22 protein-coding genes and 2 tRNA genes are annotated in these 21,458 nt (G+C 37.7%); 7 read left to right on the top strand and 17 right to left on the bottom strand.

Annotation, left to right across the window (positions count from 1 at the left end; translation table 11 throughout):
- Positions 1-52 precede the first annotated feature (52 nt).
- The 6 genes from era (at position 53) to BLS89_RS06280 (ending at position 5,877) form a co-directional block, all read left to right on the top strand.
- Positions 53-928 (top strand): GTPase Era, encoded by an 876-nt coding sequence (gene era, locus BLS89_RS06305; protein ID WP_092736682.1) that lies wholly within the window; start codon positions 53-55, stop codon positions 926-928.
- 294 nt (positions 929-1,222) lie between these two features.
- The gene (locus BLS89_RS06300; RefSeq protein ID WP_092736680.1) at positions 1,223-2,878 is read left to right on the top strand and encodes a DNA repair protein RecN; all 1,656 of its coding nucleotides are present in this window, start codon (positions 1,223-1,225) and stop codon (positions 2,876-2,878) included.
- A gap of 85 nt (positions 2,879-2,963) precedes the next feature.
- Positions 2,964-4,226: a DUF2851 family protein gene (locus BLS89_RS06295; RefSeq protein WP_092736678.1), complete on the top strand. Its 1,263-nt coding sequence runs from the start codon at positions 2,964-2,966 to the stop codon at positions 4,224-4,226.
- Positions 4,227-4,228: 2 nt separating this feature from the next.
- Positions 4,229-4,450, top strand: coding sequence for a PspC family transcriptional regulator (locus BLS89_RS06290; protein ID WP_092736676.1), 222 nt, complete (start codon positions 4,229-4,231; stop codon positions 4,448-4,450).
- A gap of 3 nt (positions 4,451-4,453) precedes the next feature.
- On the top strand, positions 4,454-4,987 hold the full coding sequence (locus BLS89_RS06285; protein ID WP_092736674.1) for a GNAT family N-acetyltransferase: 534 nt from the start codon (positions 4,454-4,456) through the stop codon (positions 4,985-4,987).
- 14 nt (positions 4,988-5,001) lie between these two features.
- Entirely contained in the window at positions 5,002-5,877 is an 876-nt protein-coding gene (locus BLS89_RS06280; protein ID WP_092736672.1) for an SDR family oxidoreductase, read from the top strand.
- A gap of 748 nt (positions 5,878-6,625) precedes the next feature.
- Here BLS89_RS06280 and BLS89_RS06275 read toward each other — a convergent pair.
- The 14 genes from BLS89_RS06275 to aroC all read right to left on the bottom strand — a co-directional run bounded on the left by BLS89_RS06275 (position 6,626) and on the right by aroC (position 18,040).
- Entirely contained in the window at positions 6,626-7,045 is a 420-nt protein-coding gene (locus tag BLS89_RS06275) for a nucleoside-diphosphate kinase (RefSeq protein WP_092736670.1), read from the bottom strand.
- 517 nt (positions 7,046-7,562) lie between these two features.
- Positions 7,563-7,853, bottom strand: a complete 291-nt coding sequence (locus BLS89_RS06265; protein ID WP_092736666.1) for a hypothetical protein — start codon at positions 7,851-7,853, stop codon at positions 7,563-7,565.
- A gap of 115 nt (positions 7,854-7,968) precedes the next feature.
- Positions 7,969-8,739, bottom strand: coding sequence for a succinate dehydrogenase/fumarate reductase iron-sulfur subunit (locus BLS89_RS06260; RefSeq protein ID WP_092736664.1), 771 nt, complete (start codon positions 8,737-8,739; stop codon positions 7,969-7,971).
- Positions 8,740-8,764: 25 nt separating this feature from the next.
- Positions 8,765-10,777: a fumarate reductase/succinate dehydrogenase flavoprotein subunit gene (locus tag BLS89_RS06255; RefSeq protein ID WP_092736662.1), complete on the bottom strand. Its 2,013-nt coding sequence runs from the start codon at positions 10,775-10,777 to the stop codon at positions 8,765-8,767.
- A gap of 48 nt (positions 10,778-10,825) precedes the next feature.
- Positions 10,826-11,503: a succinate dehydrogenase cytochrome b subunit gene (locus tag BLS89_RS06250; protein WP_092736708.1), complete on the bottom strand. Its 678-nt coding sequence runs from the start codon at positions 11,501-11,503 to the stop codon at positions 10,826-10,828.
- A 109-nt stretch (positions 11,504-11,612) separates the two neighbouring features.
- Positions 11,613-13,376, bottom strand: a complete 1,764-nt coding sequence (locus BLS89_RS06245) for a ComEC/Rec2 family competence protein (protein ID WP_092736660.1) — start codon at positions 13,374-13,376, stop codon at positions 11,613-11,615.
- Positions 13,366-14,475, bottom strand: coding sequence for a lipid-A-disaccharide synthase (gene lpxB / locus BLS89_RS06240; RefSeq protein ID WP_092736658.1), 1,110 nt, complete (start codon positions 14,473-14,475; stop codon positions 13,366-13,368). Before lpxB ends, BLS89_RS06245 begins: the two co-directional genes overlap by 11 nt.
- Positions 14,476-14,573: 98 nt before the next feature.
- Positions 14,574-14,648, bottom strand: a tRNA-Val gene (locus BLS89_RS06235).
- Positions 14,649-14,653: 5 nt separating this feature from the next.
- Positions 14,654-14,728 (bottom strand) — tRNA-Val (locus tag BLS89_RS06230).
- A 170-nt stretch (positions 14,729-14,898) separates the two neighbouring features.
- Positions 14,899-15,384, bottom strand: coding sequence for a YkgJ family cysteine cluster protein (locus tag BLS89_RS06225; protein ID WP_092736656.1), 486 nt, complete (start codon positions 15,382-15,384; stop codon positions 14,899-14,901).
- 54 nt (positions 15,385-15,438) lie between these two features.
- Positions 15,439-15,759 carry a YkvA family protein gene (locus BLS89_RS06220; protein WP_092736654.1) on the bottom strand — a complete coding sequence of 107 codons (321 nt, stop codon included), beginning with the start codon at positions 15,757-15,759 and terminating at the stop codon, positions 15,439-15,441.
- 59 nt (positions 15,760-15,818) lie between these two features.
- Entirely contained in the window at positions 15,819-16,379 is a 561-nt protein-coding gene (locus BLS89_RS06215) for a TlpA family protein disulfide reductase (protein ID WP_092736652.1), read from the bottom strand.
- A 9-nt stretch (positions 16,380-16,388) separates the two neighbouring features.
- Complete coding sequence (locus tag BLS89_RS06210) at positions 16,389-16,952, bottom strand: thioredoxin family protein (RefSeq protein WP_092736650.1); 564 nt, start codon at positions 16,950-16,952, stop codon at positions 16,389-16,391.
- Between the two features lie 23 nt (positions 16,953-16,975).
- Positions 16,976-18,040 (bottom strand): chorismate synthase, encoded by a 1,065-nt coding sequence (gene aroC / locus BLS89_RS06205; protein WP_092736648.1) that lies wholly within the window; start codon positions 18,038-18,040, stop codon positions 16,976-16,978.
- Between the two features lie 182 nt (positions 18,041-18,222).
- Between aroC and BLS89_RS06200 the strand changes: the two genes are divergently transcribed.
- Positions 18,223-19,011: a DUF2797 domain-containing protein gene (locus tag BLS89_RS06200; RefSeq protein WP_092736646.1), complete on the top strand. Its 789-nt coding sequence runs from the start codon at positions 18,223-18,225 to the stop codon at positions 19,009-19,011.
- Positions 19,012-19,041: 30 nt separating this feature from the next.
- Here the strand turns inward: BLS89_RS06200 and BLS89_RS06195 are convergent, their stop codons facing one another.
- Genes BLS89_RS06195 through BLS89_RS06185 form a run of 3 tightly spaced genes read right to left on the bottom strand, consistent with a single transcriptional unit; the run spans position 19,042 to position 21,448 of the window.
- A complete protein-coding gene (locus BLS89_RS06195; RefSeq protein WP_092736644.1) occupies positions 19,042-19,908 on the bottom strand; it encodes an NAD kinase in 867 nt (288 codons plus the stop codon).
- A 37-nt stretch (positions 19,909-19,945) separates the two neighbouring features.
- Positions 19,946-20,638 carry a CBS domain-containing protein gene (locus BLS89_RS06190; protein ID WP_092736642.1) on the bottom strand — a complete coding sequence of 231 codons (693 nt, stop codon included), beginning with the start codon at positions 20,636-20,638 and terminating at the stop codon, positions 19,946-19,948.
- 36 nt (positions 20,639-20,674) lie between these two features.
- On the bottom strand, positions 20,675-21,448 hold the full coding sequence (locus BLS89_RS06185; protein ID WP_176763263.1) for a TrmH family RNA methyltransferase: 774 nt from the start codon (positions 21,446-21,448) through the stop codon (positions 20,675-20,677).
- Between the last annotated feature and the right edge of the window lie 10 nt (positions 21,449-21,458).

Below are 21,458 nucleotides of genomic sequence, written 5' to 3'. Positions count from 1 at the left end.
TTTTGAAAATCATATTTAAAGTATATTCTTAAATTTGCAAAAATATCAACCAATGCACAAAGCCGGATTTGTAAATATAGTAGGAAAACCCAATGCTGGGAAATCTACACTGCTCAATCAATTGATGGGAGAGAAACTCGCCATCGTTACTCAAAAAGCACAAACCACAAGACACAGAATATTCGGAATCTATAATGAACCCGACTTACAGATTGTTTTTTCGGATACCCCGGGCGTCTTAGACCCTAAGTATCAGCTTCAAGAAAAAATGATGGATTTTGTAAAAGATTCTTTGCAAGATGCAGATGTCTTTTTGTTTATAGTAGATGTAACGGACAAGGAGATCCCTTCGGAATTTTTAACAGAAAAACTTAATAAAATCCCCGTACCGGTACTGATTTTAGTCAACAAGATAGATAAAAGCAACCAAGAGGAATTAGAAAAAGCGATGCTTTTTTGGCATCAGCAAATACCTAAGGCAGAAATCCTTCCTATATCTGCGTTGGAAGGATTCAATACCGATGCTATTTTACCGAAACTCAAATCTCTGCTGCCCGAGAATCCGCCGTACTACGACAAAGACCAATATACAGATAAGCCGGAGCGATTCTTCGTTAATGAAACGATTCGGGAAAAAATTCTTCTTAATTACGAGAAAGAAATCCCTTATTCTGTAGAAGTTGTCACAGAACTATTCAAAGAAAAGGAAAGTATTATATTTATTGATTCCATTATCTATGTAGAAAGAGAATCCCAGAAAGGAATAATAATAGGACATAAGGGTGAGGCTATCAAAAGAGTGGGTACACAGGCAAGAGAAGATTTAGAGAAATTCTTTGCAAAAAAAATACACCTCAATCTTTTTGTAAAAGTAAAAAAAGATTGGCGTAAAAATGAGCGAGATCTGAAAAACTTCGGATACAGATAGAAAAAACTCCAGCCCTATTGGACCGGAGTAAAAACTAATAACCATGAAAACTCAAATTAAACATGAGAATCCTGCAAAATAGTTCGCAATTATCGTGCCAATCACTGCATTACTAAAAGCCCGATGTTTTTTGACAGATAAGCGGACGTAACAACCAAATTAAAAAATATCATACACAGAAAATCATCACTTAGAATTTATTGGCGATAGAACTCCTCTTCTCTCGTTTTAGCCTAATACCAATTGGAAAAGGTAGGTGTTTTTTTCGAGGCGGTTTTTTCTTATCTTTGCCTAATGCTAAATAGGATTTTCATACAGAATTTTGCTTTGATAGATACCCTTGATATTCATCTGAACAAGGGGCTGCAAGTAATTACAGGTGAGACCGGTGCCGGAAAATCTATCATACTCGGTGCGTTGCGCCTTATACTCGGCGAAAGGGCAGATATTAAGTCTATTGCCAACCAAGATAAAAAAAGTGTGGTAGAGGCGGAGTTTGTGGCATCGGAGCGTCTTACCCCTTTCTTTGATGAGCACGATTTGGATTTTGAAAACCCTACCATCATACGCAGGGAAATTCTACCAAGTGGCAAATCCAGAGCTTTTGTAAACGATGTTCCCGTTACTTTGGATGTCCTGAAAATGCTCTCTTCCAAGCTGATTGATATCCACTCTCAGTTTGAGACTTCACAGCTATTCACCGATGCTTTTCAGTTCAAAATGATAGACCGACTCTGTGATAATAAATTGATTATAGAGGACTACCAAAAGCATTTCAGGGTTTACAAATCGCTAACGAAAGTGCTAAACAGCCTTCGGGAAAAACTGGCACAGAGCAACAAGGAAAGCGATTACAACAATTTTCTATTGCAAGAATTAGAGGAACTTCCTTTGGAGGATTTAGACTGGGAGGAGCTGCAAAATCAGCTGTCCATACAGGAAAATACGGAAGCGATAGCGGAGAATGTCAATCAAATTTTGAATTCGTTCTACCAAGAGGAATATGGCGTAGAGCCTCAGCTGAATGACATTAATAATAAACTCTCAAAGCTAGCCTCTTTTTCGTCTGCATTTGAGGAGCTCTATGCCCGCTGGGAGTCGGCGGTGCTGGAGATGAAAGATATCGTGAATGAAATATCCAACGAAAGCGACAAAATAAGCGTAAACCCCGAAGAAATCTTTATCCTTACAGAAAAGATAAATAAGATAAATGCTCTTTTCCTAAAACACCAAGTCCATTCCATAGAAGAGCTTATCGATATACGCCAAAATCTTGAAACCGAAAAAAATAGTTTTGACGATTTGGAGGCTCAAATAGAGGAAACACAGGCGACTATAGAGCGAGAACTTGCGGCTATGCGAGAGCTTTCGGAAACTTTGCATCGTCATCGTGAAGAAGCGGCGGAAACCTTTAAGGCTAAAATACAAGCGTTACTTTCTCAATTGGGATTAGACAAAGCCAAAATAGAAGTGAAATTTACCCCATCCGAAGACTACAACCTCTATGGCAAAGAAGATATAGAAATACTATTCCAAGCCAACTCCGGATTTCCACTAAAACCCATACATTCGGCTATTTCCGGTGGAGAACGCTCAAGGGTGATGCTTGCCATAAAGAAGATAATGGCAGAAAACGAGGAGCTTCCTACGCTTATTTTAGATGAAATAGACACGGGGGTTTCTGGGCGTATCGCCGAAGAAATAGGAAAAGTGATGAGGGAAATGTCTAAGGATATGCAGCTGATCGTCATTACGCACCTTGCTCAGGTTGCCGCAAAAGGCAGCCACCACTACAAAGTGATAAAAGAAGACTACGAAGGACGTACCCGCTCGAATATTATACCACTGTCCGCAGAAGAAAAACTAAAAGAAATAGCACAGCTTATCTCCGGAAGTAAAATTACAGATGCCGCTATCCAGCAAGCAAAGGAACTTATGGCTAAGGAATGATTTTACTCATTAAGAGCCTGTTTAAAATAATATTTTTTCAAAGTTAATAAAAATTACTATATTGGCACTGTAAAATCGGTCTTAGATGAACGAGAGTCTATTGCAATACTTTTGGAACTATAAAATATTCAAATCCTTTGATTTTAAGGATACGGAGGGGAATGTGATAGAGATTATGGACTTTGGAGAATGGAATCTCGATGCGGGACCGGATTTTCTCTTTGCAAAGATTAAAACCAAAAATCTCTGTTTTGTAGGAAACATAGAGCTTCATCTAAAGTCTTCGGATTATCTTTTGCATAAACACCATTTGGATAAAAATTTTGGTAATCTTATTCTGCACGCTGTTTATGAGCACGATAGAGATATTCCCCACCTTGTTCGGAATCATATTCCTACTTTGGAGCTAAAATCTTATATAGAGCCCTCTGTATTTGAAAAATACAAAATCCTTTCTTCCGAAAGGACCTTTATTCCTTGTACTCCTATTTTTGATAAGGATAAGGTACCCTTTCAATTTGCAGAGCATATACTTCTAAAGAAGCTTGAAGAAAAAGCCGATGTCATAGCAGAATATCTGAAGCGGTATAGAAATAATTACGAAGCGGTACTTTTTCATCTTCTTGCGTACGCCTTTGGACTGAAAGTGAATGCCCCTATCTTCCTGCAAACAGCCCAGAGTGTAGAGTATGCGGTCATCAACAAAATTAGGCAGAACAAGACGCAGTTGGAAGCACTTTTTTACGGAATAAGTGGCTGGCTGAACGAGCCTTTGGACGAGACAATGGAGATTTGGAAAAAAGAGTTTGACTACCTAAGAGTCAAGTTTCAGCTACCGGACATTACCATTACGCCAAAATTTTTAAGGCTTCGTCCGCCAAACTTTCCTACAATAAGATTTTCCCAGCTTGCAAGTCTTTACCACAGACATCAAAATTTATTTTCAAAATTAGTAAAGGCAGACGACTTGGGAGCACTGTATCAGGTTTTTGAGCCAATCTCCGCTTCCGAATATTGGGATAATCGTTATTCTTTCGGAAAAATTACGGCTAAAGAATATCCGAAAATACTTTCCAAAGATTTTATTCATCTGATATTGCTTAATGTGGTTTTGCCATTCAAATATGCTTACTATCGGGATATGCAGGAGGATACGCCGGATAAGATTTTGTCTTTCTATGAAAAGATACCGGTAGAAAAAAATAGTATCATCAGCGAATGGAAAAAGATGGGGCTTAGGATTAACAATGCCTTGGAGAGCCAAGCGTTACTTTTTCATCATAAAAATTCTTGTAGTCAGAAAAAATGTCTAAATTGCGGCATCGGTTATCATTTATTAAAAACTTAAAGATGTTCAGTAATATCAGGCATCGTTTCGAGAGAGAGTGGTTCGGCGTACTTACGCGTATGGGGGCGAAAATCGGGATACCGGTTTCCAAGCTGAGGGTGTTCTTTATCTACTCTACTTTTGCTACGGCAGGAGTTTTCTTTTTGATTTATTTGGGGTTGGCATTTACGCTTTGGATTAAGGATATGTTCATTACCAGACGACCGAGCGTTTTTGATTTGTAAATTATGTTAAGTATCAGAGATATCCTTTGTAAAGATGTTTTAGCCCAAGAAATCTATCAATGCTATTGCCGAACATTTCCACCTGATGAACGCCGAGATGAGGGGCAATTTTTTTCTTTGTTTGTTAATGAAAAAGTAGAAGTTCTCAGTATTCATCACAAAGATGCTATCGTTGGTTATTTGATTATTTGGCATTTGCAGGATTTTGTGTTTTTAGAACATTTTGAAATTTTTTCTCATTTCCGAGGACAAGGATTGGGCAGCGAGGTTCTTCAATTATTAAAGAATGAATATCGGCACATTGTTTTAGAATCTGAGCCCGACAGCCTTAGCAAAATTGCCAAAAAGCGGATTGAGTTTTATCAAAGAAATAGTTTTCGAATCATAGATGAGAACTATATTCAGCCCCCTTATTCAAAAGATAAAAATGCTTTGCCGCTGTTTCTGTTGGCTAATTTTAGCGATGCAGACAAGGCGGTGATTAAAGAGAATATTTATACTGTCGTTTATAATCAAGATAAAAAATCATTAACCTAAAAATTAGAAATCTTATGAATACTTATACAAACCCAATGCTGAGAGAAGATGCGCTAAAGGATAAAATCATCATTGTGACCGGAGGCGGCAGCGGCCTTGGTAAAGCAATGTCTAAGTACTTTTTGGAATTAGGCGCCAAGGTGGCTATCTCATCGAGGAATTTAGAAAAACTAAATAATACAGCCCAAGAGCTTGAGAACGAAACCGGCGGCGAGGTACTGCCTATTTCCTGTGATATCCCCCATTATGATGAAGTGGAAGCAATGAAAAATGCGGTGATTGAAAGATTTGGTAAAATAGATATTTTGGTGAACAATGCTGCGGGGAACTTTATATCCCCTACCGAAAGACTTTCGCCAAACGCCTTTGATGTGATTATCGATATTGTATTGAAGGGAACTAAAAACTGTACGCTTGCCGTTGGTAAACATTGGATAAACCAAAAAGAACGAGGCACGGTGCTCAATATTGTTACCACCTACTCTTGGACGGGGTCTGGCTATGTAGTGCCGTCAGCTTGTGCCAAAGCGGGGGTTTTGGCAATGACGAGAAGCCTTGCCGTAGAATGGGCGAAATATGGTATTCGGTTTAATGCCATTGCACCCGGTCCGTTTCCCACAAAAGGAGCGTGGGACAGATTGCTTCCGGGGAATCTGAAAGAGCAATTTGATATGACGAAAAAGATACCCCTTGGTAGAGTGGGCGTTCATCAGGAATTGGCGAATCTTGCGGCGTATTTGGTGTCGGATTTTTCAGCGTTTATCAATGGAGAAGTGGTTACCATAGATGGGGGAGAGTGGCTGCAAGGCGCAGGAGAATTCAATATGCTGGAGCAAATCCCGACAGAGATGTGGGACGCTTTAGAAATGATGATTAAAGCTAAGAAGTAGAGGATATATTTGTTGAAGTAATTATAATTTTAAATGTATTATAAAAAATAAAAATATACTATGGTGTTATTTAATCTTTTCTGAAATAGAAAAAAATAAATAATTCAAAGACAATAATAGGTTCTGTAATCGGTGATTTTATTGGTTCGGTATATGAGTGGCATAATCGAAAAACTACAGAATTTGATTTATTTAATCCTGATTCATGTTTTACGGATGACACAGTACTGACGATATCGATTACGAATAGTATTTAAACAAAAAAATATTTTGCCAACTGGAATATATTTAAGACTTAAGATAATTTTAAAAATATATCTTCTTATTTTATCAAATATCTTATTTGTAGTCAAGAAGGAAGATTCTAATAATATTACCCGTTTTTTTTGATTTCAATAGTCAATAAGAAGAAGTTAAAATCTTACAGAATTTTGTGTCAGAAATTCTTGAATGGACAATACACGTATTTTTCACATACTAAGAATAATTTACAAAATTATTTAAACTTTTAAATTATCTTAAACCTAAAATAATAATGAGTATCATAATGTATGATACTCAATAAAATCTAATTATCCCATAATCAAAATATAGTTTTTTTAGGGATACCTAAATCCAATTTCATGCATTTGATCTCAAGAAAATAATTCAATTATAAAAAATACTATCTTTATCATGAATCAATTATTATTTCGATCTATACATTTGTAATTTAAATCTAATATTTCTTAGACTACCTTGAAGCAAATTAAAATATTTCTCTTCCTGAAAAATGAAACTGAACTTCTATTTTTGCATTTTCATCAGAATCGGAACCATGAACAGCATTCTCTCCCACGCTCCTTGCAAACATTTTTCTGATAGTCCCCTCTGCTGCCTCTACAGGATTAGTAGCTCCAATAAGTTTTCTAAAATCTTCTACTGCATTTTCTTTTTCTAGAACTGCTGCTACGATAGGCCCTGAAGACATAAATGTAACCAATTCATCATAAAAAGGTCTTTCTGCGTGTACTTCATAAAATTTTTTTGCATCATCTACTGTAAGTTGAGTAAGCTTCATTGCTCTAAATTTAAATCCAGCTTTAGAAATTTTTCCGATAATCGCACCGATATGCCCATCTGCTACAGCATCAGGCTTAATCATTGTAAATGTAATTTTTCCTGCCATTTTAATCTATTTTTTACAAATGCAAAAATACAAACTTATTTATAAAAATTAAGAGTATGTTTAATATTTAATTTTTCTATTGTTTTTATTTTTGTTCAAGTTTATTATTTTTAGTTTTTTATACAGCTTTCTTTGTCGGAGTTATCTATTTCTATAGTGCTGTATTTCATATTTTTACCTTTATTAAAGTAATATCTTTTCGAGAAAACAATGCTCCTTGTAGAGAAATTACTGTATCTGTATGAATGGATGCCATTGATATTGCCAGTAAGCTCATTGTGATAAGTATTAAACAAATTATTTACTGAAATTGAGTCATTAAGTTTATTATCAAAAAATTTCGAGCTAATTTTATTATTGTTAAATGATACTTCAGGAATGATTTTCACAGTATTCTCAAAAGACGAATTCTAGAAGAAAGGATTATTATCGATTTCAATATCGTTGTCCCAAAACTTCTGCTCAGATTGCTTTTTCTCACTTTCATTACGACCCCTTGTATCCCTGCACTGCTTTTCTATAAATGAAATGCTTTGGAAGTGTTATCTACATTAATGGTTTCTTGATAAGGGGCAAAAATCCTTTTTTGGTTATGTTTACTGTGTAAATACCTTTGGCTAATGATGTGGTGTATATCTTTCTCTTCTTCATTAGAGGTGAGGCATAGTGTATCTTTATCTTTGGAAAAACAGACCTTTGCATCTGAAATTGGTTTATTTTGATTAACCGAAGATACGCTATATTCTATTTTTTGAGAGAAAAAAGCACAGGAAATCAACGAAGCTGAAAAAAGTAATAATGTTCTCATTTCTTACAATAGTGTATAATAATGTCGTTATATATTTGTTATAGTGGTTAAAACTAAAAAAAATCATTCTACGCAAGTTTACGCAGAATGATTTAAAAATATAACCAATTAAAATTTATTCTTTTGTAGAAAGTTTGGCACTTAGATATTCTCTGTTCATTCTTGCAATATTTTCCAAAGAAATACCTTTCGGGCATTCTACCTCGCAAGCACCGGTGTTAGAACAGTTACCAAATCCTTCTTCATCCATCGCGGCTACCATTTTTAGTACTCTTCTCTTAGCTTCCACACGTCCCTGAGGCAGGAGTGCAAACTGAGAAACCTTAGCACCTACAAACAGCATAGCAGAGCCGTTCTTACAAGTAGCCACGCAAGCACCACAACCGATACAAGCGGCAGCATCCATTGCTTTGTCGGCATTTTCTTTAGGAATTGGAATATTATTGGCATCTGTAGTATTACCAGAAGTGTTTACAGAAATAAATCCACCTGCAGCCATTACTCTGTCAAACGCACTTCTGTCCACTACAAGATCCTTAATCACAGGGAAAGCGGCACTTCTCCAAGGCTCAATGTGTATTGTTTCGCCATCTTTGAACATACGCATATGCAGCTGGCAAGTTGTAACTCCTGTATCTGGTCCGTGTGCTCTACCATTGATATAGAGCGAGCACATACCGCAGATACCCTCGCGACAGTCGTGGTCGAAAGCTACAGGCTCTTTACCCTCTTCTACCAAGTTTTCATTGAGCATATCAAGCATTTCAAGGAATGATGAATCCGGAGAAACATCAGACACTTTATAAGTCTCGAATTGCCCTTTTGATTTATTGTTTTTCTGTCTCCAAATTTTTAGAGTCAGGTTTAATCCTTTTTTAGCACTCATTTTTTTAGATTTTATTTATTGGAGATTATTTATAACTTCTTGTTTTCACTTCAATGTTCTCGTAAACCAATTCTTCTTTATGCAACGTTTCTGCATTGATGTCTTTTCCTTGATATTCCCAGGCAGATACATACATATAGTTTTGGTCGTCTCTTTTTGCCTCTCCATCTTCTGTAGAGTGATCCCAGCGAAAATGTCCGCCACAAGATTCCTCTCTTTTCAGAGCGTCCATTGCCATCAGCTGCCCTAACTCCAAGAAATCTGCTACTCTGCATGCTTTTTCCAGCTCAGGATTCATACTATTGGCTTCTCCGGGTACTTTTACATTTTTCCAGAAATCGTTTCTTACTTCTTCTATTTCTTTGATGGCTTCTTTTAACCCTTCCGGAGTTCTACCCATACCTACTTTGTTCCACATAATGTGCCCTAACTTTTTATGGAAATAATCAACGGAATGAGTTCCCTTATTAGTCATAAAGAAATTAATTCTTTCTTTAACACCCTTCTCTGCTTCATCAAAAGCCTCTGTATCGGTAGGGATAGCCCCTGTTCTAATATCAGCGGCCAGATAGTCTGCGATGGTATAAGGAAGTACAAAGTAACCGTCTGCAAGACCTTGCATCAATGCAGAGGCTCCAAGTCTGTTGGCACCGTGGTCTGAGAAATTGGCTTCTCCGATCACGAAACATCCAGGGATAGTGGACATCAAGTTGTAATCTACCCAAACGCCTCCCATAGAGTAGTGAACGGCAGGATATATTTTCATTGGTGTTTTGTAAGGGTTATCGGCGGTAATTTTTTCATACATTTGGAAAAGGTTACCATATTTTTCTTCTACCCATTTTTTACCAAGATCATAAATCTGTTGTTCAGAAGGATTGTGAATATTTTGTTCCAATACCGCTTCTTTACCTTTTTTCATAATCTCGGTGGAGAAATCAAGGAATACTCCTTCTTTGGTCTCATTATTTTCGATACCGAAACCGGCATCGCATCTTTCTTTTGCCGCTCTGGAAGCCACATCACGAGGAACGAGGTTACCAAATGCAGGATATCTTCTTTCGAGATAGTAGTCTCTGTCTTCTTCTTTTATGTTTTCCGGTTTCAATTTTCCTTCGCGGATGGCCACTGCATCTTCTATCTTTTTAGGTACCCAGATTCTTCCGGAGTTTCTAAGAGACTCAGACATCAAAGTCAGTTTAGACTGTTGCGTACCATGTACCGGGATACAAGTCGGGTGAATCTGAACGAAACAAGGGTTAGCAAAGAAAGCTCCTTTTTTGTGGATTTTCCAAGCTGCAGAGCAGTTTGATCCCATCGCATTCGTAGAAAGGAAATAAACATTTCCGTATCCACCGGAAGCGATTACCACTGCGTGAGCAGAGTGTCTCTCTATTTCACCGGTCACCAAGTTTCTGGCAATGATACCTCTTGCTTTTCCGTCCACGATAACCAAGTCCATCATCTCGTGACGGTTGTACATTTTGATTCTACCTTTACCTATCTGTCTGCTCATCGCTGCATAAGCACCGAGCAATAGCTGCTGCCCTGTTTGCCCTTTTGCGTAGAAAGTTCTTTTTACCTGAACCCCTCCAAACGAACGGTTGTCCAGCTGGCCGCCGTAATCACGCCCGAAAGGAACCCCCTGAGACACACATTGGTCAATAATATTGGCAGAAACCTCCGCAAGGCGATATACATTAGCCTCTCTGGCACGATAGTCTCCACCTTTTATAGTATCGTAGAAAAGTCTGTAGATAGAGTCGCCGTCACCTTGATAATTTTTAGCAGCATTGATCCCCCCTTGAGCAGCAATAGAGTGGGCTCTTCTTGGCGAATCTTGATAGCAGAATGCTTTTACATTATAACCTTGTTCTGCTAAGGTAGCTGCAGCAGAACCTCCCGCCAAACCCGTACCGATAACGATAATGTCTATCTTGTCTCGGTTATTAGGCGCTACCAAGTTCATATGGTCTTTATGATTTTTCCATTTATCCTTAAGCGGACCTGCTGGAATTTTAGAATCTAATTTACTCATTGTTATGTTGTTTTTAAAAAAAACTTTAAATTAAAACTAATCTAAAATTTAATGATGAGATTGAGTTACGAAATGGAATACTGCTACAAAAACAAATCCTAATGGGATAAGGATAGAATACCAAGTTCCCAACGCTTTGATGAAAGGCGTATATTTAGGGTGTCTTGCACCTATTGATTGGAATGAAGACTGGAATCCGTGTGCCAAGTGCAATCCCAATAAAACGAATGCCACAACATATGCTGCCACTCTAATCGGGTCTGCAAATTTCTCGTGAAGCTCTATCCAAAATCTTTCTATATCTTGAGAATCTCCGCCTCCAGGAAAATACTTATAAGACATCTCGTGAGCCCAAAAATCATACATATGAAGCACCAAAAATGCCAAAACAACCAAACCGGAATATATCATATTCCTTGACATCCAAGTAGAGTTTGCATTTGCTCCGTTTACAAGATATTTTACGGGTCTCGCCTTTCTGTTTTTGATTTCCAAAACAAATCCCATAATGAAGTGAAAAAACACCGCAAAGATGAGAATAGGCTGCATCAAAAACTGAACAAGAGGATTGTACCCCATAAAATAAGATGCCTCATCAAATGCTCCTTTGCTGAATACAGAGAGCATATTCACAGATAGGTGCATCACTAGGAAAACCAGCAAAAACAACGCTGAAAATGCCATTGCGTACTTTCTACCTATTGTAGAACTCGTTAAACCTGCCATAAGTTGATTTTTAATTTTGTACAAAGTTAAAAAATTGCTTATATTCATAAAAATGAGAATCGTCATTAAACGGTAGTTTATAATTTTTCTAAATAATTAACCTGCTTTCTTATAGAGGTTGCAAAATGTATTTTTCTCCGTTAAATACTATGGTATTCGTGCCTTTGGGCAAGAAATAAATATGGTATGAGGGCATTCGCTCTGCAATTTGTATAGGCAAAATCATTTTCTTAATATCTGCTTTCTCGGTATAATGGACAAAAAAGTAGAGCTTTCCTACTTCTTTTATCGCCAGCCCGTGCTCTCTGCCGTAGCTAAAGTGTATGGTTTCTTGTTTCTGATAATAATAAATATCTGTCAGTATCCTTAGCGCAAAGAATAATATCAATACCGCTCCAAATTTTAGAATATTTTTCAGACTTTGGTTTAGAATTAAAAATCTTAAAACATAGACCACTACAAACAGCGATAAGCATTCCAATAAGGTCATAGAAATTTCCGAGTGATAAGCCCCAGGAATATTAGCAAAGAAATGAATGCCTTTTAGCATAAAACCAATGCACCAATCATAAATATAAAAAAGCACATAAAAGCCCATATTTAAACCAATCAATATTGCGGCAACAAAAGAAAACATTATAATAATCTGAGCAAAAGGAATAATGACAATATTGGTAACAATTGCAATAAGCGAATATTGATGAAAATAATACAAAACAATAGGCATCGTGCCAAGCTGTGCCGAAATAGTAAGAGCTACCACAGAAATAAAAAACCTGTGAAATCTATTTTTAGAAAAAGAAAACCGTTTTTTTATAGGTCTATTAAACCAATAAACACCTAATACCGCCGCAAAGCTCAATTGAAATCCCAAATCAAACAACTGCTGCGGGCTAACGACTAAAATCCCCAATGCTGCCAAAGACAAACTATGCAAAACATCTTGCTTTCTCTGAATTATTTGATAAACAGCATAGACAGAAAGCATCAAGCACGCTCTTACGGAAGAACTACCGGCACCTATGAATACAGCAAAAAACCAAATTAGAATTAAACTCATGACAACACTAGTCTTACGGGAAACGAACCTTGACAATAGAAAAAGAAAAGCCTCAAAAATAATGGCAATATGGGTGCCCGAAATAGCTAAAAGATGCATAATACCGCTTTTACGGAAATCTTCGGTAGTAGAACTGTCCAGCTCGGTACGGTCTGCAAGGATAATGCTTTTCAGAAATTCCCGAGTGGACTTACCAAGAGGAGATGCCGAAATCCTAAGGAGCCAATTTTGGCGTTTTTGGTTGAGCCAATCTCGCAGAGAAAGTTTTGGTTTAATAGATTTGTGATAAGGCTCATAGAGGTAGCCTTGATATCCTATTCCCTTTCTTTCGAGATAGTGGGCATAGTCGAATTGATAATTGTTTAGTGGCGGAGATATGGGATATAAATAGGTTTGGGCGGTGTAATAGTGTTGATAATCAAGCTCCGGCTGTTGTGTAGGGATGTTGATAATGGCGTTTATCCATTTTTTATTTTTGAGAATTTGCACTTCATAGCGTTTATATTTTTGGGTGCTTTTTATTTTTTTGTCTAATCTAAAAATGACGCGTTCTTTTTTCTGAAAATCAATACTTTCATTAGAAAAAAATCTAACCGAATAAGAGAACATTCCACACCCCAAAAACAACAACCCCAAAAAGATAGACCTCAGCCTGTGAAATACGACTTTATTAGAAAACAAAATACAAGAAAAAACCAGAAGAAATAAAGCAATGCCGCCACAAAGCCATAAGAACAAATGAAGAAAATCTTCAATCAAAATTCCTAAAATAAATCCCAATACGGCTATTAGTAGAGGCTGTTTATTCATCATTCATTTTTATGATAATTTTGGCAGCTTTTTGGCTGGCTCCTCTTCCGCCCAGTTTTTTGCGAAGAAGGTGATAATCGGATAATATTTTTTCTCTGTTTTGGTCTAAGGTCAAACGGAGCTCGCGGATGAGATGTTCTGTCGTTAAATCATTCTGTATCAATTCCGTCACCACTTCTTTGTCCATAATGAGATTGACCAGCGAAATATAGCGGATATGCTTCACCAGCCGTTTTGCGATGAGGTAAGAGATTTTGCTGCCTCGGTAGCAGACCACTTCCGGGACATTGAGTAGAGCAGTTTCCAGAGTAGCCGTGCCGGAAGTTACCAATGCAGACCGGGCGCACCTCAGCAAGTCGTAAGTTTGATTGGAAACAAAATGAACATTATCATCGGTAAATGCCTTGTAAAATGATTTCGGAAGACTCGGTGCTCCTGCAATTACAAATTGATATTCTTTGAAATAAGGGCGAACCGACAGCATAATATCCAGCATTTTCTTTACCTCTTGTTCTCGTGAGCCAGGCAGCAGGGCAATAATTTCCCTGTCATCTAAATGGTTTTCTTTTCGGAAGGTTTCTGCATCTATCGGCGGTAGATCCGAAATGGCATCCAGCAAAGGATGCCCTACGAAATGAGCATCTACATTGTGTTTGGCGTAAAATTCTTTCTCAAAAGGAAGAATCACCAGCATTTCATCTACATATTTTTTGATGGTATTTACGCGTCCTTCTTTCCACGCCCACAGCTGCGGTGAAATGTAATACACAACTTTTATCCCCAAAGATTTAGCAAACTTTGCAATTCTTAAATTGAACCCCGGATAATCTATTAGAATTAAGACATCGGGGGAAAAGGCTTTGATATCTTGCTTACAAAATTTTATATTATTAAGGATGGTGTTCAGGTTCTGAATCACTTCTACAAAGCCCATAAAAGCAAGTGAGCGATAATGTTTTACCAAAGCACCGCCCTGCTCCGCCATCAGATCTCCTCCCCAAAATCGAAATTCGGCATTAGCATCTTTTTCCTTTAATGCTTTCATCAGGTTGCTTCCGTGCAAATCACCCGAAGCCTCACCAGCTATAATGTAATATTTCATAAGTAACTAATTGCTTCAAATGTAAAAGTTTTCGGTGGGTAAACCAAATCTATAACAAAAAAAAAGCCTCACCTTATACAAGATGAGACCTGAATGTGTGGGCTCTGAGGGATTCGAACCCCCGACCCTCTGGGTGTAAACCAGATGCTCTGAACCAGCTGAGCTAAGAGCCCTAATGTGGGCGGTGAGGGATTCGAACCCCCGACCCTCTGGGTGTAAACCAGATGCTCTGAACCAGCTGAGCTAACCGCCCTCAAAAATTTATCTTTTCGAGTGGTGCAAATATACAACTTGTTTGCAAACCACCAAAGTTTTTGGATCATTTATTTTATTTATAGACTAAAATCTATACAAAAGCAATTGAGAATAACATTCTTAAACACTAATAATCAGACATTAACACAAAAAAAACAACCTAAACTACTAACGAAGTTTCTCCTGCATTTTCTCTACCCACTCTAAGGCAGCAGGGCATACTGCTATATTTTTTATCGTCAAATGATTGATTTGATAGATTTTTTTTCTATCCGTATGAGGAAACTCCCGACAAGCCTTAGGGCGTACTTCGTATATCATACATGTGTTATCGGAAAATAAAAAAGGACAAGGCATAGACTGAAAAACCAAGTCGCCATCTTCATCGGTCTTTAGATATTTTTGCTCAAACTGTGCCGGTTTTATTTTCAGAAATCTGGAAATCCGCTCCACATCTTGCCCTATGATCATCGGTCCTACGGTACGGCAACAATTGGCACACGACAAACAATTTACTTCTTCGAAAACTTCTTCGTGAGCTTCTTGAGCGATATAGTCCAAATTTTTCGGAGGCTTTCTTTTCAACCCTTCCAAAAATTTCCTATGCTCTTTCTCCTTTTGCTTGGCTTTGCTTTTATTTGCCTCTAAATCCATAAACCAACTCCCTTTTACTTAGAGCCTTCTCCTTTTTTTAAGATTTTGCCGATTTTACTCCACAATCTCAGCATCTTCTATATGACGGCTCTTTTCCCATTCCAAGAAACGCTCCGTCTCTTTCATCAGCAATGGCAGAACCATCGCAATCAAAGCGATATCATCCACCTCCCCTATCAGCGGAATCCAATCCGGAATAATATCCAATGGTGATATGATATAAACTAAGACTAAAACAGGTATTATAATGTTTTTGTATTTCGGTTTATACTCTTTCTTCATAATAGCTTTTGCCATTCTGATGATATCCGGTATTCTTCTAAAAAACCCTTTCTGCTTAAATGCCGTAAGGGCTAAGCCAAATTTTGATGCCATATTTATTTTTTATCATTACCAGAAGTTTCTTCTCAAAATCTGTTCCAAATTAACAAAAATCACTTTGAAACATTATCTATAAAGGATATAACAGCTTCTGAACTCCAATTGTTTGCTCCCTCGTCCTTCTTCAAAACCCTACCTTTTTTGTCAATAATAAAAGTGGAGGGAAATACTTGCGGCAAAATTTTATCCGAAAGAGGACTTACGGCAAGATAAACTGGTGCTGTGTAGTTGTTTTCTTTAAGGAAGGCTTCCACATCTTTTCTTTGATCTTGCATCGCTACAAGCACAAACTGCATTTTATCTTTCTCTTGGTCATAGAGCTTCTGTATGCTTCCCCACTCTGCTCTGCACGGCGGACACCAAGTTCCCCAAAAATTTAAGAACAATAATTTGCCTTTGAAGTCTTTTAGATTGGCATTCGGGACATTTATTCCTTCCAGCTCTACATCGTATTCAGAGTCGGAAAGAGCAATATCCTTTGTTACCTCACTCATATCCGGACCGAAAAACAATAATTTACCAGAAATAAAATCTCTAACCTTTGGTACAAATAAAAACACCAAAAGAAGCCCCAAAAGAACAAAATCGATAATCCTTTTCTTAAAAAACTTCATCTCCGTATTCTATATCAGTTCTAAAATTTCTTTAACGGTATCTTTTCCTCTGTTTTTGGCATAATAGACCTGTAAGTCATTATAAAATGTTTCTCTCGGATAATTTTGGGGATCTGCTTTGAATTTTTTGAACAATTCCAATCCATACGCAGGACGAGGCCCCCAAGTATTTTTGACATTAAAGTTTTCATCAAGGATAAGGACTTTAGGTATCGCCCTGGCACCGTTTGTGAGGAATTGGTCTATTAGAGAAGTATCGGCATCTCGGTAAAAAATTCTCACTTCATTTTTATCCTTAAAAAAAGTATCCAATACAGGTACACACTGGCTAGCATCTCCGCACCATCCTTCTGAAATAATGAGGATTTTTCCTTTGAATTTTTTATCTTCCAGCGTTTTCAAATCCTCTTCGCTTGGGCGGAAAACTTTCAGCATTCTTTCCATTCTCTGGATCCCCAGTTCATAGTACGGTTTTTTCTCTCTGTCTTCCTCTGTTTTGGGATTTTCGAATCGGCTTTTAGTTTCCTCTAAATACTGTTCAAAATTTATGGCTTTATTCCAATATTTTTCCATATTATTTAAATTATAAGTTAAAATTAAATTCTTCTTAATCGGTTTATCAAATACATATCTGCCAGTACAAAAGCAGTAAGATTCTCTACTATAGGCACCGCTCTCGGCACGACACAAGGGTCGTGTCTTCCTTTTCCCTCTACAATAGATGCTTTTCCCTCCTTATCAACACTATTTTGGGATTTCATCAGTGTCGCCACAGGTTTGAATGCTACTCGGAAATAAATATCCATTCCATTGGAAATGCCACCTTGTATGCCGCCAGAATGGTTGGTCTCTGTGGTAAAATCTGCCTTGAATACATCATTATGCTCGCTCCCTTTCATCATAGTTCCTGCAAAGCCGCTTCCGTATTCAAACCCTTTACACGCGTTGATATTTAGCATTGCCCGTGCCAGCTCCGCCTGAAGTTTGCCGAAAACAGGCTCTCCCAGACCGATAGGAAGATTTTTAACAACGCAAGTTATCGTACCGCCTATGGTATCGCCGCTTTTTTTAATAGACTTTATTTTCTCTATCATTTTCTCTGCGGAAAAAGAATCTGGACAGCGAACATCATTATGGTCTATTTCATTAAGGCTAAGTTCGCTATAACTTTTGTCGCAAACCACATTGCCTACAGAGGATACATAGGCATAGATTTCTACTTCTTTGGGGAGAATTTGTCTTGCCAAAGCTCCTGCGGCTACCCAATTGACGGTTTCTCTTGCCGAAGACCTGCCGCCGCCGCGGTAATCTCTTAATCCAAATTTTGCATCGTAGGTAAAATCTGCATGGCTCGGGCGGTACCTATCCTCCAGATGATTGTAATCTTTAGATTTTTGATTTTCATTAAAAATAAGAAATCCGATAGGCATTCCTGTAGTTTTTCCCTCAAAAATACCAGACAGAAATCTAATAGTATCACTCTCTTTACGCTGTGTAACGATAGACGACTGTCCTGGTTTCCGCCTATTCAGCTGGTGTTGTACCGCATCAAAATCAATGAAGATACCTGCCGGAAAATGGGTGATAATGCCTCCGTAAGCCTCTCCATGGCTTTCTCCGAAAGTAGATAGCGTAAGAAAATTCCCTAACTGATTTATCATACCGCAAAGTTAATGAATTACAATCGTATTTTATGAATTTATTGTTTTGTCTATAAATAAAATTAGCTTAAAGCAATTTCAAATTATTTAAGAAGAATCATATCTTTATAAATTTTATTTATATTTGTTTTCACAAAAGCAGTGTTTAGATCTCTTTAATAACAACAAAAGTCATTTGAAAAATGAAATTCCAAGGCCAACTTCTGAAAATGAAAACACAGTTTCAATCCCCTGTGCAGTACTATCTTACGCTATCGGGCGACCTTATTCATCTCAATGAGCTTTGGAATAGAAAAATTACCTTACGCCATGTAGGATACGAGTGCGTAAATTGTGGAAGCGATGAACCTATATACTCTATGGGATTTTGCAAAAAATGCTTTTTCGAAAGTCCTTATGCCAGCGAAACCATATTAAAACCAGAGTTGTCCAAAGCTCATCTGGGCATTGAAGAAAGAGATTTAGAAGTAGAAAGGCAAATTCAGATGCAGCCCCATATCGTCTATTTGGCTTATACGGGAGATGTGAAAGTAGGGGTCACCCGAGAGTCTCAAGTTCCCACAAGATGGATAGACCAAGGTGCTACGATGGCTCTTCCCATTGCAAGGACGAACAACCGATACGAGGCCGGCGTAATAGAGGTTTTGCTTAAAAAATACATTACCGATAAAACAAACTGGCGAAAAATGCTCCAAGACATCCCTCCCTCAGAGATTGATTTGATGGCGTATAGAGATGATGTTTGGGATAAAATACCCGAAGAAATTAGAGGATCACGAATAGATGCCCAGTTACTTGACATCCATTATCCATATACCCCGCCTCATAAGATACAATCTTTTAACCTTACAAAAAAACCTGAGTATCAAGGCGTATTAAAAGGAATAAAAGGTCAGTACCTCTGTTTTGAAAACGGTGATGTTTTCAATATCAGAAGACACGAGGGGTTTAGAATTGAATTAGACTTGTAGTCGGCGATGTTAAAATAACTACCGTCGCTATCAGTTGCGTTTATCTTTTCCCCAAAGTAGTTTTTGACGAAGCGTTTCGTAGAAATTTATTTTTTTAGTTAAAAGAATTTTCAACGAAAACGATGCCTTTTTGATATAAAGGTCTTCGCTGATATCCAAATCATAAAGCCTTGAGTCTAAAGCCAAAGAATATTTTGGAACCCTGCTATCCACTTTTAGTTTTATAAAAACATCATCGCCAAGGATGATGGGGCGCATATTGAGATTGTGCGGGGCAATTGGCGTTAAAACTAAATTGTTAGTTCTTGGTGAAATGATAGGGCCTCCACAGCTGAGATTGTACGCCGTAGAGCCGGTAGGCGTGGATACCACCAGCCCGTCTCCCCAAAATACAGTGAGAAACTCATCATCTATATAAGTATCTATAGTTATCATAGAGGTGGTTTCCTTTCTGGTGATACTCAAATCATTTAGGGCAAAAGGAAAATCTATGTTCCCTTTATCCGTGGAAATTTCGATAACAGAGCGCTCACTCACAATCATTTCTCCATTGATAATTCTGTCGATATTCTCAAAAATTTCTTCTTTGGAAAAACAAGCCAAAAATCCTAGCCGCCCTGTATTCACCCCCACTATCGGAATCCCCAAGTCTTGAATAAAAATAAGTGCATTGAGAATGGTGCCGTCGCCGCCAAAACTAAAAAACCAATCGATATTTTGATTTTTCAGCTCTTCTTTGTTGCTAAAGGTGCTAAAGTTTCTTGAGAAAGACAAATTCTTTGCAAGACTCTCATACAAAACAGATTCTACACCTCTTTTTTCCAATTCGGATATGAAACGACTCAAATATAAAAATGTATCCAAGTCTTTTTTCTGAGAGTATATCGCCGCTTTCATTCTTATTAACTTATAAATCCAAACTCCAAAAGTACAACTAAAATTCCAAATATTTCTTGAAATAATGATAGTTCTCTTTCAGAGCCTCTTCTTGTTCATCGGTATAAAACTTTTGTGCAATACGATAGCCGTACCTTTTGAAGGTTTCTCCAATAGAAGAGATATTGCCACCACTTATTTTTAGCGTGATTTTCAGGCTGTCATTCTGCCATTCGCTTACAAATGCACCATATAGTTTTCCATTGTTGCTTTCCACAATCTGAGAAATTTCGGACATAGAATATTGCCCCGGTATGGTTTCTACGATCAGTATAAACCCCGACTCGGTGCATATCGGCATATTGGCGATGCTGCCTATAAAATCATCTAAAGTAACCACTGAAACTAACTTTTGATTTTTATCAATAATGGGAATGATATTCGCCTCGTTATCTCTAAATGCTTTCGGATATTCAAAAAAAGAGGTTTTTTCTAAGACTGCAAACTTTTCTATCACTACCGTTTCAGCATTTAGAAGTTGGGCTATTGACAGTGTTTTGTCGGTATAATCAGAAAGACTTTGGATATCAGCTGCTCTGATGGCTCCCAAGAAAACTGCCTCGTCTTCTATAAAAAAATGAGAGGCATTCATCTCGTCAAAATCTTCCAATCCTGCAAGGACTTCGCCTATCGTATCAGATATACTGAAACAATAAAGTTTTTTTTTCGGATAGACTTCTTCTATTAACATAATTAAGCGAAGTTACGAAAAAAATTAAATAGTCCCTTAGAACAACCTCTTTTTCTGTCTTAAAATTTCATAACAGCATATTGCGACGGCATTGCTCAGATTGAGAGAGTCTATACTTCCTGCCATTGGAATTAGCACATTATCCGTTTTATCCATCCAATATTTGCCTATGCCGGAATGCTCCGTTCCGAAGATAATTGCCGATTTTTTGGTATAGTCTTTTTGGCTGATGTCCTCAGCTTTTTCACTCATATATGTAGAGAAAATTTGGTAGCCTTCTTTCTGTAAAAAATGAAATACCTCTTCATTGGTCTCTTGGTAAATATTCATTCCGAAAAGACAGCCCACGCTTGAGCGGATAACATTAGGGTTATAGAAATCTGCACGGGCATCGGTTACGATAAGGGCATCAATGCCAAAGGCCTCACAACTCCTGAGTATAGCTCCTAAGTTACCAGGTTTTTCTACGCTTTCCACAATGATAACCGACGAATCTTTTTTAGGCTTAAAATGCTCAAGAGACTCATTTTTCGGGGTATATATCCCGATGATGCCTTCCGTTTTACTTCTGTAAGCAATTTTTTCGTACACTTTTTTGGACACGAGATGGACTTCTCCCTGCGGCAAAGTATCGCCATAAATATCTTGACAAACGAAAAATGACTCCGGCTCAAAGCCAAAAGACAATGCCCTCTTGTTCTCTTGCCGTCCTTCCACGCAAAACAGTTTGCTTTTTTTACGAAAACGATTGTCCGAACTTAGCCTTACCAAGCGTTTTACCTTGTCGTTATGTAAACTCTCTATCATCATTTTGGATAAG

Source organism: Riemerella columbipharyngis (assembly GCF_900101995.1).
GTDB lineage: Bacteria > Bacteroidota > Bacteroidia > Flavobacteriales > Weeksellaceae > Riemerella > Riemerella columbipharyngis.
Note: the sequence above shows the minus strand (reverse complement) of the source record. Positions and strands in the feature narration are given on the sequence as shown.